This window comes from Streptomyces sp. NPDC002564 (genome assembly GCF_042889645.1).
Lineage (GTDB): Bacteria > Actinomycetota > Actinomycetes > Streptomycetales > Streptomycetaceae > Streptomyces.
In genome coordinates, this window is sequence record NZ_JBIARE010000002.1 from 276,210 (window position 1) to 292,771 (window position 16,562).

The 16,562-nt window shown below is 74.6% G+C and carries 5 protein-coding genes and 1 pseudogene; 1 reads left to right on the forward strand and 5 read right to left on the reverse strand.

What is annotated here, in order from left to right; all coding sequences use genetic code 11:
• Positions 1–51: 51 nt before the first annotated feature.
• Positions 52–2,913, forward strand: coding sequence for an AAA family ATPase (locus ACFYXE_RS07835; RefSeq protein ID WP_389310093.1), 2,862 nt, complete (start codon positions 52–54; stop codon positions 2,911–2,913).
• Between the two features lie 56 nt (positions 2,914–2,969).
• Here ACFYXE_RS07835 and ACFYXE_RS07840 read toward each other — a convergent pair whose 3' ends face one another.
• The 5 genes and pseudogenes from ACFYXE_RS07840 to ACFYXE_RS07860 form a co-directional block, all read right to left on the reverse strand.
• Positions 2,970–4,415: an NAD(P)/FAD-dependent oxidoreductase gene (locus ACFYXE_RS07840; RefSeq protein WP_389310096.1), complete on the reverse strand. Its 1,446-nt coding sequence runs from the start codon at positions 4,413–4,415 to the stop codon at positions 2,970–2,972.
• Positions 4,412–4,882 (reverse strand): nuclear transport factor 2 family protein, encoded by a 471-nt coding sequence (locus ACFYXE_RS07845; protein WP_361180634.1) that lies wholly within the window; start codon positions 4,880–4,882, stop codon positions 4,412–4,414. The genes ACFYXE_RS07840 and ACFYXE_RS07845 overlap by 4 nt, the downstream gene beginning before the upstream one ends.
• Before the next feature lie 53 nt (positions 4,883–4,935).
• The gene (locus ACFYXE_RS07850; protein WP_389310098.1) at positions 4,936–5,370 is read right to left on the reverse strand and encodes a nuclear transport factor 2 family protein; all 435 of its coding nucleotides are present in this window, start codon (positions 5,368–5,370) and stop codon (positions 4,936–4,938) included.
• A complete protein-coding gene (locus tag ACFYXE_RS07855) occupies positions 5,367–16,430 on the reverse strand; it encodes a type I polyketide synthase (RefSeq protein WP_389311371.1) in 11,064 nt (3,687 codons plus the stop codon). The genes ACFYXE_RS07850 and ACFYXE_RS07855 overlap by 4 nt, the downstream gene beginning before the upstream one ends.
• 6 nt (positions 16,431–16,436) lie before the next feature.
• Positions 16,437–16,481: pseudogene (locus ACFYXE_RS07860) on the reverse strand (hypothetical protein); the annotation flags it as partial.
• Positions 16,482–16,562: the final 81 nt, after the last annotated feature.

Sequence of the window (16,562 nt, forward strand, 5' to 3'; positions counted from 1 at the left end):
CGGTCCGCGGTGGCCGCGGGCCGTCCAGTGATCACGGGAACGGGGCGAGCGGTGGACCTGGTGGAACGGACCGAGGAGCTGGCCGCCCTGCGGGCCGCCTTCGACGCGCCCGCACCGGCCGGTGGCAGCCTCGTGGTGCTCGGCGGCGCGGTCGGCACCGGCAAGACCGCGCTGCTGCGGACCTGGACGGCCGCTCTCGGGATACGGGCCCTGGTGCTGACCGCCACCGCCTGCCGTGCCGAACGTGACCTGGCGCTGGGTGTCCTGGAGCAATTGGTGCGCAGCCCAGGCCTGCCCGCCGCGAGCGCCGAACGCGCGCTGGCGTGGGTCGAGAGCGCGGTCGGCGCGGGGCCGACGGCGGACAGGTCGTCCTCTCCCGGAGAGCACTCGACCGGCGGGTACCCGACCGGTGGGCACTCGACCGGCGGGTACTCGACAGGCGGATACTCGACCGGCGGGCCCCCGGCGGACGGCCCCCCTCCCGGACCGGCAGCCGCCGACGCCGACGCCGTCGCCCTCACCGCCCCCGCCCTGCGCGGGCTGTGCGAGGTGCTGCGTGCCCTGGTCGCCGAGCGGCCCGTCGTGGTCGCCGTCGACGACGCCCACCACGCCGACGCGGCGTCCCTGCGGTGCCTGCTGTACCTCGTGCGCCGGCTCGGGTCCGTACCGTTCCACGTGGTGTTCACCGAGGACGCCCGGCAGAAGGCGTCGAACGCGCTGCTCGCCAGCGAGTTCCCGCACGAGCCCGGGCTGCGGCGGATCACCCTGGAACCGCTGTCGAAGGCCGGGGTCGAAGCCCTCCTCGCGCGGCATCTCGACGAGCGCACGGCCCAGGACCTCACCCCGGTCGTCCAGGACATGAGCGCGGGCCACCCGCTCCTGGTCGAGGCCCTCGCCGAGGACCACCGTACGGGGGGCGGCGCAGGGGAGGCGTACGGGCGTGCCGTGCTCGGATTCCTCTACCGGCACGAGGCGCCCGTCACCCAAGTCGCCCGCTGCGTCGCCGTGTTGGGCGAGTGCGCCACGCCCTCTCTGGTCGCGCGACTTGTCGATACGGACACGGACGCGGACGCGGCGTCCGTCGCGCGGGCCGTGCGTGTGCTGACCGACGCACAGATGCTGCACGAGGGCCGCCTGTGCCATCCGGCGTTCGGTGCGGCGGTCCTCGACGGCATGCCGCCGCAGGAGCGGAGCGCCCTGCACGGGCGGGCCGCCGGCCTGCTCCACGAAGAGGGCGCACCGGCCACCGAGGTGGCCGCCCACCTCCTGTCCGCCGACCGGCGGGACGCGCCCTGGGCGGTGCCCGTGTTCCAGGAGGCCGCCCAACTCGCCCTGGAGCAGGACAAGGTGGCGGACGGTGTCGACTTCCTGCGCGCCGCCCACCAGCGGTGCCACGGTGCCGGGGAAAGGGCCGCGATCGTCGGCGCGCTCGCCGACGCGGAGTGGCGTCTCGACCCGGCGAAGACCCTGCGCCACCTGCCCGCACCGGCAGGCGAGGGCCACCCCGCCCGCAGCCGGACCCACGCCCCCCAGCACCCGCCCCTCCCCACCCATCTCCTCTGGCACGGACGGGTCGACGAGGGACTGGACGCCATCGGGGCGCTCACCGGCCCCGGGCCGGCCGGGGCGCCACCGATGAACGCCGCCGACCTGGACACCCCGTGGCTGTGGGGCGCCTTCCTCTACCCCGGACATGTCAAGGAGCGGCTCGGCTCCGGCGTCCTGTCCGCCCAGGGCTCGGCCCCGCCCGCGGTCACCCCGGAACTGCAGGGCGCGGGAACCCTGATGAACGACCTGCTGTACGGCGGTGAGGGCGACGCCGTCGAGGCGGCCGAACGCGCCCTGAACCGCTACCGGCTCGGCCCGCGCACCGTCGCCGTGCAGTCCGCCGCCCTGGCCGCGCTCACCTACCGCGACCGGCCGCATCGGGCCGCAGCCTGGTGCGACGGGCTGCTCGCGCAGGCCGGTGAGCACAACAGCCCCACCTGGCAGGCGCTGTTCCACGGCTGGCGGGCCCTGATCCATCTGCGCCAGGGCGACCCGGCCGCGGCCGAACGGCAGGCCGGCACGGCGCTCGCCCTGCTCGGCCCGAAGGGCTGGGGCGCCGCGATCGGGCTTCCCCTGGCCGCCGCCGTACAGGCCAAGGCGGCGCTCGGTGACGTGGACGGAGCCGCCGCCCTGCTCGAACGGCCCGTGCCGCAGGCCGTGTTCCAGACCCGCCCCGGCCTGCACTACCTGGCCGCCCGAGGCCGCTACCACCTGGCGACCGGCTGCCACTACGCGGCGCTGTGCGACTTCTACGCGTGCGGCACGCGGATGAGCAGCTGGGGCGTGGACCTGCCCGCCGTCGAGGCGTGGCGGCTCGGCGCCGCCGAGGCGTACCTGGCGCTCGGCGAGACGCTCCTCGCCCGTCAACTCGTCGACGATCAGCTCGCGCTGCCCGTCCCCGACACCGGCCGTACGCGCGGCACGACGCTGCGCCTGCGCGCGGCGACGTCACCCGCACCCGGGCGGGCCGCGCTGCTCGACGAGGCCGTGGCCGTGCTCCAGGAGGCCGGCGACCCCTTCGAGCTGGCGCGGGCCGTGGCCGACCAGGCCGCGGCGGTCCGCGAGGAGGGCGGGACGGAACACGCCCGGCTGCTGGCCCGCAAGGCGGAGATCCTGGCCCGGCGCTGGGGCGGTTCGCCCGCGCCCGGCACCGTCCCCGAGCCGCCGGAACGGCCCCCCGCCGGCCCGGACGCCGAACTGAGCAGCGCCGAACGCCGGGTCGCGGAGCTCGCCGCGGACGGGCTCACCAACCGGGAGATCTCCCGGACGCTGTGCGTCACGGTCAGCACCGTGGAGCAGCACCTGACCCGGATCTACCGGAAGCTCGACGTCGGACGACTGGACCTGCGGGCGGCACTCGCGTAGCCGACGAACGGCGCCCCCACCGGATGCGGTGGGGGCGCCGTACGGGTGGGATCGTGTCAGGGGCCGACCGGCTCCGCGGTGACGGTGGCCGCGTCCAGGTTCACCACGTCCAGTTCCTCCGGGCGGAACGGCGGAGCGCTCAGGTCGGGCAGGCGCTCGTCGGCGCGCATCGCCATCAGGAACCGGTTGGAGCCCAGTTCGGCCTGCGGGGCGTTGAGGCTCATGACCTCCGTGACGATCTCGGAGGCCTTGGGGGAGCGGATCGATGCCGCGGTGATGGCCTCGGCGAACCGGAGGCGCTGCGCCGTGTCGATGCCGCTGAGCCGTGGATCCGTCGCGGAGACCCGGCAGTTGACGTAGTCGATGTCCTTCGTCGCGGCCAGGATCCACGGGTCGTCGACCGCCGCGCCGATCGCCTTCTGCAGGCGCAGGGCCGACCCGGCGCCCGTGTCCGGGGTGCGGGTGAACTCGCGGTCGAGGGTGTCGGCGCAGCGCGCGGCCGAGCTCATGCCGTGCCCGTAGATCGGGTTGAACGCGCTCAGCGAGTCGCCGATGACGACCAGGCCGTCGGGCCACTGTTCGAGCCGCTCCGGGTAAAGGCGGCGGTTCGCGCCGGAGCGGGAGCCGAAGACGGGGGTGAGCGGCTCGGCGTCCCGCAGCAGGTCGGCGATGATCGGATGGTTGAGGTTCTTCGCGAACGGGATGAACTCGTCCTCGCTCGTGGGGAGGTGCGCGCCCCGGGTGCAGGAGAGCGTGGCGAGCCAGCGGCCGCCCTCGATGGGGTAGACGACACCGAAGCGGCCGGGCTCGCGGACCCGGTCGTCGGCGGCGATGTTCACCGCGGGGAAGCGGGTCGTCGCGCCGGGCGGGGCCTGGAAGAGCCGGGTGGCGTAGGCGACGCCGGCGTCCACGACGTCCTCCTCCAGGGCGGGCACGCCGAGGTCGGACAGCCACGGCTTGAGGCGGGAGCCGCGGCCGGTGGCGTCGATCACCAGGTCGGCCTCCAGCGTCTCCTGCCCGCCGGTGTCGACGTCGCGGACGACGACACCGGTGACCAGGCGGTCGCCGCCCGTCAGACGGACGGCCTCGGTGCGCTGGCGGACGGTGATGTTCGCGGGGGCCAGGGCCTGCCGCCGTACGGTCAGGTCGAGCAGCGGGCGGCTGGCGACCAGCGCGAACTGGGTGGCGGGGAAGCGGTGCTGCCAGCCCTGCCCGGTGAGGGTCACCAGGTCCTCGGGGAAACCGAGGCGGCGGGCACCGGCCGCGAGGAGCCGGTCGGTGGTGCCGGGCAGCATCTGCTCGATGAGGCGGGCACCGTTGGACCACAGCAGGTGGGCGTGGCGGCCCTGGGGCACGCCCTTGCGGTTCAGGGGTTCCTCGGGGAGCGCGTCACGCTCGACGACGGTGACGGTGTCCACGTGGCGGGACAGGACGTGCGCCGCGAGGGTGCCTGCCATGCTGGCGCCCAGTACGACGGCGTGTGCGGGTCGGGTGGTGGTCACGCGCGGATCCCTTCGGGATGGGTGGGGTCACTGGGCCCGTCCGCCGCGTCCTGCCGGTCCTCGTGGGCGGGGGTCGCGGCGGCCTCGGCGGGCCCGTCCATGGTCACGTCGGTGACGCCCCAGAACGCCTGCACCCGGCGGCCGAGCCCGTTCTCGTCGAGCTCGACGATGCCGACGATGCGGAAGGTCATCGGCCGCGGACGCTGCACGGTGACCGTGGTCGGCGTCACCACGAAACGGTCGTCCATCGACGTCATCGGCGGGTCGGGCACCTCGTACGTGCCGCAGGACACGGCGAGTTCGAGGTGCCTGCGCAGGTCGTCCTTGCCCACCATGGGCGGCTGCCCGACCGGGTCCTCGAAGACGATGTCGTCCGTGAACAGGTCGAGGACGCCCTCGATGTCGCCGGCGTTGATCCGCCGGGCGTAGTCGGTGGCCATCTTCTTGCGCGAGGCCTCGTCGGGCATTGCACCTCCAGAAAGGGTGGGCCGGCGGCCGTGCCGCCGGGAATCGCGGGGGGTCAGCCGAGGACGGTCAGGTCGGACGTGCCCCAGTACGACTTCAGGTGCTGGACGAGTCCGGACTTGTCCATGCGCACCACGAGCATCGCGGTGCGCTCCAGGCGCGCCGTCCCGGGCGATCCGGGCGCCTTGAGCCAGCCCCGCGCCGCGTACTCGGGGCCCAGCGGCAGGTAGTCCATGACGGAGGTGATCTGGAGCAGGGCGTGCGTGGCGTCCTGTCCCGCGACGGGCTCGGCCGCCTCCTCCCGCAGGCGTGCGGACAGGAGCAGTGCGTAGTGGGCGCGCACCGCGTCGTGCCCGGTCAGCGGCGGCAGCCCCACCGGGTCCTCCAGGACGGCGTCGGGCGCGTACATCTCGACGACGGCGTCCAGATCCCCGGCGTTGACCCGCCGGCTGAGCTCCAGGACGCGCTTCTTGCGCGCGAACTCGTTCATCGCTGTCCTTCCACGCTGTGTCCGTTGCCGTTGCCGTTGCCGCTGTCCTTGCCGAGGTCCCGGTCGATGAACGCGAAGATCTCGTCGGCCGACGCGTCCTGGATGCGGACGGCCACCGCGGCCTCCTCGGCCGCCTCCCGCGTCTCCTGCGGCACGTCGAGGCGGGCCAGCGTGGCGCGCAACCGCCCGGCGAGCTCCGTCCGCGCCGTGCCGTCCTGCGAGGAGACCGAGAGGAGTGAGGTCTCCAGGCGTTCGAACTCCGCGATGACGTCGGCGAGCGGGTCCGCCGCACGCGGCGCGAGCTCCTGCCCCAGGTGCGCGGCGAGCTCGGCCGGGTTCGGGTGGTCGAAGACGAACGTGGCCGGCAGCTTGAGTCCGGTCGCCGTCGACAGCCGGTTGCGCAGCTCCACCGCGGTCAGCGAGTCGAAGCCGAGCTCCCGCAACCCCTGCGTCGCGTTGACGGGCGTACCCGGCTCGTGGCCGAGCACCGCCGCGATGTGCGTGCACACCAGGTCGCGCAGCGCCTCCTCGCGTTCGGCGTCGGACATCGTGCCGAGTGCCTTGAGCAGCGCGGACGAGCCCGCTCCGGACGGGCGGCCGCCGCTCCTGCCCGCGCCGCGCACCAAGTCCTGCAGGAGCGCGGGAGCGGGCCGGTCCTGGGCCTGCCGGTGCAGCCGGGCCAGGTCGAGGCGGACCGGCGCGAGCAGCGGCAGACCGCTGGACCACGCGGTGTCCAGGAGGGAGAGCCCCTCGTCGGCACCGATGCCGATCACCCCCGCCCCGGCGTGCCGGGCCTTGTCCACGTCGGCCAGGCGCCCCGACATGCCGCTGTCCAGGTCCCAGTAGCCCCACGCCAGGGAGGTCGCCGCCGCCCCGCCGTCGTGCCGGTGCCGGGCCAGCGCGTCCAGGAACGCGTTGGCGGCCGTGTAACTGGCCTGGCCGGGGCCGCCGAGCAGACCGGCGACCGAGGAGAAGAGGACGAACGCGGACAGGTCGATGTCCCGCGTCAGCGTGTGCAACTGCCAGGCCGCGTCGGCCTTGACCCGCATCACCTTCTCGACCTGCCCGGCCATGAGGTTCTGCACCACCGCGTCGTCGACGATGCCCGCGCAGTGGAAGACGGCGGTCAGCGGATGCTCCGCGGGCACGGACGCCACCAGGGCGGCTGCCGCCTCCGGGTCGCCCGGGTCGCAGGCGGCGAAGGTGACCCGCGCGCCGAGCGCGGACAGGTCGGCGGCCAGCTCCAGGGCGCCCGGCGCGTCCGCCCCGCGCCTGCTGGACAGGAGCAGGTGCCGGGCGCCGTGCCGTCCCACCAGGTGGCGGGCGGTCAGCGCGCCGAGGGCGCCGGTGCCGCCGGTGACGAGCACCGTGCCCTCGGGGTCGAAGGCGACGGGCAGCGCGAACACCGTCCGGGCCCGCGAGGCCTCGGCGGCCCGCGCGGCCGGGGCCTGCCGGACGTCCCACACGGCGACGTCCAGGGGCTCCAGCGCGCCGTCACCGCTCACCTCGGCCAGGGCCGCGACGATGTCCCGTACGCGGGAGGGCTCGGGCGGCGCGACGGTCAGCGCGGTGTCCGTGGCATCGGTCCTGCGGACGGTCAGTGTGCCCGCGCCGGGCGCGGCCGCCGTGTCCTGCCCGCCGATGACGATGTCGGCGGCCCGCTCGCCGTCCGCCCCGCGGGCGGACAGCGCACCGCCGACGACGTCCGCGCGCCAGCGCGGCGCGAGGCGCACGACGGCCCGGCCGACCGCCCCCGTCTCCTCCTCGACGAGCAACGACTCCCCGCCGTCCGGCGCGACGACGTCCGCCAGAAGGTGATACGCGGCCGCATAGGACCCCACGGATCCGGCGGCCTGCGCCCAACTCCACCCGGACGGCACGGGGAGGACCAGCGCGCCCTCGGTCACGGCCACCGGGCCGACCGCGTCGAACAGCCCCATCACCCGGTCGCCCACGGCCAGGTGCCCGACCGTACCGCCGACCTCCGTCACCACACCCGCGCCCTCGACCGAGCCCGCGGCGAACGGGGCCGGTGCCGGGGCGGCGGCCCGCAGCGCGACCCGCACCTCGTGCGGCTCCAGTACCCGCCCGGCCTCCGGGGCGTCGACCAGCGCCAACTCCCCTCCGGTGCCGTCCTCGTCCGCCCCCGCGAGCCGCCACGTCGGCGACCCGAGCGGCGGCGCGAGCCGCGACGCGGCGCTGTCCCGCACCAGCCGCGGCACGAAGACGCGCCCGGCGCGCAGCGCCGACTCCGGCTCACCGGAGGCGAGCACGACCGGCAGCTCCGTCAGGGACGCCTCCGAGTCGTCGACGTCGAGCAGCGTGATCCGGCCCGGGTTCTCGGCCTGCGCGCTGCGCACCAGACCCCACAGGGAGGCACCCGGCAGGTCGTCGGCGTTCTCGCCGGGTCGGGTCGCGACCGCGCCCCGGGTCACCACGGCGAGCCGGCTCGCCGCGAACGCGGGCTCGTCGACCCACTCCTTGAGGAGTCCGAGCAGCGACACCGAGGCCAGCCGGGCGAACCCGCCCGCGTCGGCGCCCGTCGCCGTACCGGGCGTCGCGCACACGGCGACCACCACGTCGGGCGCCTCGGCGCCGTCCGCGACGGCGTCGCGCAGCCCGGCGAACGTGTCCCGCACCGCGGCGCCGGACAGCGCACCGGACACCGTCGCGCCCAGCGGATCCCCGACCGGTGCCACGACGGCGGGACGCGCGACCGAGGCGACGGCCTCCGTACGCTCGGCCGCCGGCGTCCACTCGAGGCGGAAGAGCGCGTCACGGTCCGTGGCGCGGGTGCCCGCGATCTGGTGGGCGGCGACCGGCCGCACGGTGAGCGAGTCGAGTGTCAGGGCCGGTGCCCCGCCGCCGTCCACGGCCGTCAGGGCCAGCTGGTCGGCGGCGGTACGTGCGATGCGTACCCGCAGCTTGGCCGCGCCCGGCGCGTGCACCCGCAGGCCGCTCCAGGAGAACGGCAGCAGCACCTGGTCCGTGTCGGCGGACGACGTGACCGCGTCCAGGATCAGCGCGTGCAGCGCGGCGTCGAGCAGCACCGGGTGCACCCGGTAGCGGCCCGCCTTGCCGCTCTCCGAGTCGGGCAGTTCCAGCTCGGCGTAGATGTCGTCACCGAGCCGCCAGGCCGCGACCAGGCCCTGCGACGCCGGGCCGAACTCGTAGCCGTGCGCCGCGAGTTCGTCGTACGGATCGTGACCGCCGACCGGCGCGGCGCCCGGCGGCGGCCAGGCCCCGTCGAACGACGCGTCCCCGGCCCCGGGGTCCGCGGGGGCGACGACACCTGCGGCGTGCCGGGTCCAGGGGGCGTCCTCGCCCTCGCTCACGGAGCGGGAGTGGACGGAGACGGGGCGCCGCCCGTCCTCGGCCAGGGGGCCCACCGCCACTTGCAGGTCGACGGCTGCCGCGCCCTCGCCGCCGAAGGTGAGCGGCGTGTGCAGCGTCAGCTCGGCGAGCTCCCCGCAGCCGGCCCGCGCCGCGGCCTGCAGCGCGACCTCCACGAACGCCGAACCGGGCAGCAGCACGTTGTCCATGACCCGGTGCTCGGCCAGCCAGGCCTGGTCGCGCGGGGAGATCCGGCCGGTCAGCAGGTGGCTGCTGCCGTCCGCCAGCTCCACGGCGGCCCCGAGCAGCGGGTGCCCCGCCGAGGAGAGCCCGAGCCCCGCCGGGTCCCCGGCGAGCGCACGCTTGGCCTCCAGCCAGAACCGTTCCCGCTGGAAGGCGTAGGTGGGCAGGTCGACCACGCGGGGCAGCGGCACGGCCGGGAACCAGCCCGTCCAGTCGATGTCGGCGCCTGCGGTGAAGGCGTGGGCGGCGGCGCGGGTGAGTTGGCCGGTGTCGCCGTGGTCGCGGCGCAGGGTGGGAACCACGGTGGCCGGCAGATCCGCGGCCTCGATGATCCCTTCCATCGCCAACGTCAGCACCGGATGCGGGCTGGCCTCGATGAACAACCGGTAACCATCCGCCAGCAGCGCATCGACCGTCTCGGCGAACCGCACCGTGTGCCGCACGTTCCTGACCCAGTACGCCGAATCCAGCTCGGTGGTATCGGCCAGCCGCGCCCCGGTGACGGTGGAATAGAACGCCGTACCCGTGGCAGTGGGCCGGATCCCGGCGAGTCCCTCGGTGAGCTGATCCATGATCGCGTCCAGCTGCGGCCCGTGCCCGGCCACGTCCGAGCCGACCGCCCGGGCCCGCAGACCCGCCTCCCTGGCCACACCCACCACCGCCTCGACCCCCTGAGGCGAACCCGAAATCACCGTGGAGGACGGGCCGTTGACCGCAGCCACCACCACCCCCGGATACCCCTGCACCAGCTCCTCGGCCCGCTCACGACCCACCCCCAGCGAAGCCATCGCACCCCGGCCCGAAAGCCGGCGCAGCAAAATGCTGCGCACCGCCACCAGCCGGGCACCCTCCTCCAGCGTGATCGCACCCACCACACACGCCGCAGCGATCTCCCCCTGCGAGTGCCCCACCACCGCCGCCGGCACGATGCCCTGCTCGGCCCACACAGCCGCCAGGGCCACCATCACCGCCCACAGCACCGGCTGGATCACATCGATCCGCGACAACTCACCACCATCCCCGCGCAGCACACCGGTCAACGACCAGTCCACATACGCCGACAACGCCTCCTCACACTCCGCGATCCGCGCCGCGAACACCGGAGACTCATCCAGCAGCCGGGCCCCCATCCCCACCCACTGCCCGCCCTGCCCGGGGAAGACGAACACGGGACCCGCACCGGAAGCCCCGTGCACGGCCCCCTCGACGACGTCCGCCGACGGCTCGCCCGCCGCCAGGGAGCGCAGCCCCGCCAGCAGCTCCTCCCGGTTCCCGCCGACGACGACCGCACGGTTCTCGAACACCGAACGGCTCTTGACCAGCGACCAGCCCACGTCCAGCGGGGACGCGAGCCGCGGGTCGGCCGTCACGCGCTCGGCCAGCAGCGCGGCCTGGGCGCGCAGCGCCGCGTCACCGCGCCCCGAGACCACCCACGGCACCACACCGGTCGGCGCTTCCGCCGACGGGTCGGTCAGGGGCTCCGGCTCGTCCGGCGCCTGCTCCAGGATCACGTGGGCGTTCGTGCCCGAGATGCCGAAGGCGGAGACACCCGCACGGCGCGGGCGCTCGGTCCGCGGCCAGGCCACCGGCTCCTCCAGCAGCCGCACACCGTTGCCGTCCCACTCCACGTGCGGCGTCGGCGCGTCGATGTGCAGCGAGGCCGGCAACTGCTCGTTCTGCAGCGCCATCACCATCTTGATCACACCGGCGACACCGGCCGACGCCTGCGCGTGCCCGATGTTCGACTTGATCGAGCCGAGCCACAGCGGCTGGTCTTCCCGCCGCTCCTTGCCGTACGTGGCGGCCAGCGCGTTGGCCTCGATGGGGTCGCCCAGCATGGTGCCGGTGCCGTGCGCCTCCACCGCGTCGACGTCCTCGGCGGTCAGGCGCGCGTTCGCGAGGGCCTGCCGGATCACCCGCTGCTGCGCCTGGCCGTTGGGCGCCGTGAGCCCGTTGCTCGTACCGTCCTGGTTGATCGCCGAACCCCGGATCACCGCGAGGACCTTGTGACCGTTGCGCCGCGCCTCCGAGAGGCGTTCGAGGAGGACGAGGCCGACTCCCTCGGCCCACCCGGTGCCGTCGGCGGCGGCCGCGAACGGCTTGGGCCTGCCGTTCCTCGCGAGCCCCCGCTGCAGGGAGAACTCCACGAACGCGCCCGGAGTGGCCATCAGCGTGGCACCGCCCGCGAAGGCGAGCGAGCACTCGCCCTGCCGCAGCGCCTGCGCCGCCTGGTGGATCGCCACCAGGGACGAGGAGCAGCCGGTGTCGAGGGTCAGCGCCGGGCCCTGCAGACCGAGGACGTACGACACCCGGCCGGAGGCGACACAGCCGAGGTTGCCGGTGCCGATGTAGCCCTGGACCTCGGTCGGCTGTTCGCCGACGAGCGCCATGTAGTCGAAGATGGTCAGGCCGGTGAACACCCCGGCGTTGCTGCCCTTGAGCTCCTCGCGGTCGATCCCGGCCCGCTCGACCGCCTCCCAGGCGGCTTCCAGGAGCATCCGCTGCTGCGGGTCCATGGCGATGGCCTCGCGGGGACTGATGCCGAAGAACCCGGCGTCGAAGTCGGCCGCGTCATAGAGGAATCCGCCCTCGTGCACATAGCTGGTGCCGCGGCTCTCCGGGTCCGGGTCGAAGAGCGTGTCCAGGTCCCAGCCCCGGTCCTCGGGGAAGGCGCCCATGGCGTCCACCTTGTTGGCGACCAGGTCCCACAGGTCCTCTGGGGAGCGGACGTCGCCCGGGTAGTGGCAGGCCATGCCGACGATCGCGATCGGCTCGTCGTCGGCGGACGCGGCGGACGCGCCCCCGCCGCCCGCGACCGCGGTGTCGCCGGACAGTTCGGCCCGCAGCACGTCGGTGAGCGCGTCGGGCGTGGGGTGGTCGAAGACGACGGTGGTCGGCAGCGTCAGACCGGTGCTCTTGTTCAGCCGGTTGCGCAGCTCCACCGCGGTCAGCGAGTCGAAGCCCAGCTCCTGGAACGGCTTCGTCGCGGGCACGGCGTCGACGTCCGAGTGCCCCAGCGTGGCCGCCGCCTGCGAGCGCACGTGCTGGAGCAGCAACTGCCGCTGCTGCGTGGGCTTCGCCGCGGTCAGCTCCTGCTGCAGCGACGACGACTCCGCGGACTCGTCCTCCGCCGCCGGGGCGCTCGCCCGCCGGTTCTCGGGCAGGTCGCCGAGGAGCGGACTGGGGCGCTGCGCGGTGAACGTCGACGTGAACTGCGTCCAGTCGAAGTTCGCCACCGTCAGCGTCGTCTCGCCCGTGTCGAGCGCCTGGTGCAGCGCCTTGACGCACAGGTCGGGGCTGAGCGGGTGCAGGCCGAAGCGGCTGAAGAACGTCAGCGCGGCCTGGTCGGACGCCATTCCGGCCTCCGCCCACGGGCCCCAGGCGACGGACGTGCCGACCAGGCCCTGGGAGCGGCGGTGTTCGGCGAGCGCGTCGAGGAAGTGGTTGGCCGCGCCGTATGCGCCCTGCTGGCCGCTGCCCCACACACCGGCTCCGGAGGAGAACATCACGAACGCCGAGAGGTCCGCGTCCCGCGTCAGCTCGTGCAGATGCAGTGCGCCGAGCGCCTTGGGCCGCAGCACCTCGTCGAGCGCCGCGTCCGTCACCTCGCCGAGCGCGATGTAGTTCGGCACGCCCGCCGCGTGGATGACGGCCTTCAGCGGGTGCTCCGCGGGCATCCCGTCGAGGAGGCCGCGGACCTGCTCCCGGTCGCCGACGTCACAGGCGGCCAGGGTGACCTTCGTGCCCGACTCGGCCAGTTCGGCGGCGAGTTCACGGGCGCCGGGCGCGTCGGGGCCGCGACGGCTGGTCAGGACGAGATGCGGGGCGCCCTCCCGGGCGAGCCAGCGGGCCAGGACGGCTCCGATGCCTCCGGTGCCGCCGGTGATCAGGGTGGTGCCCTCAGGCCGCCACTTCACGCCGCTGTTCGGCGCGGCGGGCGCGTGCGCCAGGCGCCGCGCGAGGAGGCCGCCCGGCCGCACGGACAGCTGGTCCTCGTCCTGCGGGGCCAGCGCGGCGGCGAGCCGGGCGAGCGTCTGGTGGTCGATGCGCGCGGGCAGGTCCACGAGACCGCCCCACAGCCGCGGGTACTCCAGGGCGGCGATGCGCCCGAGGCCCCAGACCTGGGCCTGCACGGGCCGGGTGAGCGCGTCGGTCGCGCTCGTGGACACGGCTCCCTGCGTGAGGGTGCGCACGGGCGTGTCGACGCCGTTGTCCCCCAGGGCCTGGACGAGCGCGGTGGTCGCCGCGAGTCCGGCGGGCACCGCGGAGTGCTCGGGGTGCGGCTCCTCGTCGAGGGCGAGCAGATTGACGATCCCGGCGCATGCGCCCTCGCCCGTCAGGGGGCGCAGCTCCTCGGCGAGACCGGCCCGCGTCACGGCGCCCGCGTCGACCACGTGCCGGCGTACGGTGGCGCCGTGCGCGGCCAGCGTCTGCGCGGTCGCCCGGACGACGGCGTGCTCGGCGTGCGCCGCGGGCACGACCAGGAGCCAGGTCCCGCCGAGCTCCGGCGGCGCGGCGTCCGGCAGATGCTTCCATGTGACGTGGTACCGCCAGGAGTCGACCGTGGACTGCTCGCGGTGCCGTCGCCGCCAGGCCGAGAGGACGGGCAGCGCGGGCTCCAGGGCGCCGACGGTCTCCGTCTGCCCCTCGATCTCCAGGCTGCTGGCGAGGGCCTCGATGTCCAGCTCCTCGATGGCCTGCCACACCTGGGCCTCGACGGGATCGTGCCCGCCGCCCCGGGCCGTGACGGCCGCGGGTGGCTCCACCCAGTAGTGCTTCCGCTGGAAGGCGTACGTGGGCAGGTCGACGGTACGAGGGGCGGGCTCGGCGGGGAACCAGCGCCGCCAGTCGACGTCGGCGCCCGCGACGAACGCCTGCGCGGCCGCGTGCGTGAGCTGGGTGCGGCCCCCGTGGTCGCGGCGGAGCGTGGGGACGGTGGTGGCCGGCGCACCGGCCTGCTCGATGGTCTCCTGGATGCCGAGGTTGAGGACGGGGTGGGGGCTGGCCTCGATGAACAGCCGGTAGCCGTCGGCGAGAAGAGCGTCGATGGTGTCGGCGAACCGGACCGGCTGACGCAGGTTGGTGACCCAGTACTCGGTGTCCAGTTCGGCGACGCTGTCGAGCCGTCGGGCGGTGACGGTCGAGTAGAACGCCACGTCGGTCTCCACCGGCCGGATGTCGGCCAGGCGTTCGGTGAGCAGGTCGTGGAGGTTGTCGATCTGCGGGCCGTGGGAGGCGTAGCCGACGTCGATCACCCGGGCACGCAGCCCGCGCGCTTCGGCCTCGGCGACGACGGCGGCCACGTGGTCGGGCGGCCCCGAAATGACGGTAGAGGAAGGTCCGTTGACGGCGGCGACGCATACGCCCGGCCGGTCCCCGATGAGCTCGGCGGCTTGTTCGGCGCCCGTGCTGAGGGAGGCCATGTCTCCGTGACCCATCAACTGGCGCAGCGCGTCACTGCGTACGGCGACGATCCGTGCCGCATCCTCCAAGGACAGCGCACCGGCCACACAGGCGGCAGCCATCTCGCCCTGGGAGTGGCCGACGACAGCGGCCGGGGTGATCCCGTAGTCGGCCCAAACAGCGGCAAGCGACACCATCACCGCCCACAACACCGGCTGAACAACCTCGACCCGGGACAGCTCAGCACCATCCCCCCGCAACACCTCACACAACGACCAGTCCACATGCGCCGAAAGCGCGCGCTCGCACTCCTCAATCCGCGCCGCGAACACCTCGGACTCGTCCAGAAGCTGAGCACCCATGCCCACCCACTGAGACCCCTGCCCGGGAAAGACCAGCACCGGCCCCGGACCGACATCCCCGGCCACCCCGGACACCACGTCCGCGGACGCCTCACCCGACGCCAGCGCCCCGAGGGCGGTGGCCGCGTCGGTGGAGTCCTGCCCCACGACGACGGCCCGGTGGGCGAACACCGACCGGCTCGTGGCCAGCGACCAGCCGACCTCGACGGGCGAGGAACCGGCCTCCTCCGCGGTGAACACGCCGAGACGGCGGGCCTGTTCGCGCAGGGCCTCGCCGGTCTTCCCGGACACCACCCACGGCACCACCGCGCCGTCCTGCGCGGCCTCGGGTGCCGGACGCCCGGCACCGTCGGCCCCGGCCTCGGGTATCTCGTCCGGGGCCTCTTCGAGGCCGTCCGGGGCCTCTTCCAGGATCAGGTGCGCGTTCGTCCCGGAGATGCCGAACGCCGAGATGCCGGCCCGGCGCGTGCGGTCCGCGGGCCACTCCACCGGTTCGGCGAGCAGGCGTACGCCGCCCTGCTCCCACTGGACGTGCGGCGAGGGCGCGTCGATGTGCAGGGAGGAGGGCAGGAGGCCGTCGCGGAGCGCCATGACCATCTTGATCACGCCGGCGACCCCGGCGGCGGCCTGCGTGTGCCCGATGTTGGACTTGATGGACCCGAGCCACAGCGGCCGGTCCTCCGGCCGGCCCCGGCCGTAGGTCGCGAGGAGCGCGTTGGCCTCGATGGGGTCGCCGAGCGTGGTGCCGGTGCCGTGCGCCTCCACCGCGTCGATGTCCTCGGCCGAGAGGCGGGCGTTGGCGAGGGCGGCGCGGATGACGCGCTCCTGGGAGGGGCCGTTGGGCGCGGCGAGACCGTTGCTGGTGCCGTCCTGGTTGATCGCCGAACCCCGCACCACCGCAAGCACCTTGTGGCCGCGGCGGCGGGCCTCGGAGAGCAGCTCCAGGGCCACCACCCCGGCGCCCTCGCCCCAGCCGGTCCCGTCGGCGGCGGCCGCGAAGGGCTTGCAGCGGCCGTCGGGCGCGAGCCCGCGCTGGCGCGAGAACTCGGTGAACGATCCGGGCGTGGCCATCACGGTCGAGCCGCCGGCCAGCGCCAGCGAGCACTCGCCCTGCCGCAGCGCCTGGCTCGCCATGTGGATCGCCACCAGGGACGAGGAACACGCCGTGTCGACGGTCACGGCGGGGCCTTCGAGGCCCAGCGTGTAGGAGATCCGGCCCGACACGACGCTGCCGAGGTTGCCGGTGCCGATGTAGCCCTCGACCTCGCTCGCGGTCTGGCTGATCAGCGTCAGGTAGTCGTGGGCGCTGACACCGGTGAAGACGCCGGTGTCGCTGCCCTTGAGCGCGTGCGGGTTCATGCCCGCGTGCTCGATGGCCTCCCAGGCGGTCTCCAGGAGCAGCCGCTGCTGCGGGTCCATCGCCACGGCCTCGCGCGGGCTGATGCCGAAGAACTCGGCGTCGAAGTCGCCCGCGTCGTACAGGAACGCGCCGTCCCGCACGTAACTGGTGCCCGGGTGCTCGGGGTCCGGGTGGTACAGGCCCTCCAGGTCCCAGCCGCGGTCGTCGGGGAACCCGGCGACGGCGTCGCCCCCGTCCCGCACCAACTGCCACAGGTCCTCGGCGGACCGGGTGCCACCGGGATAGCGGCAGGCCATGCCCACGATGGCGACCGGCTCGGCCGATTCCTTGTCGCGGAGCTGTTGGCGGGCCTCGCGCAGTTCGGCGGTGACCCACTTGAGGTGATCGAGAAGCTTCTCCTCGTTCGACATCTGACCCAGGCTCCTTGACGTTACGTGGTGATCGGGAGGTATGCGGGTGGGGCGGGGTGGTCGGCGGACGCGCGGAGGCCG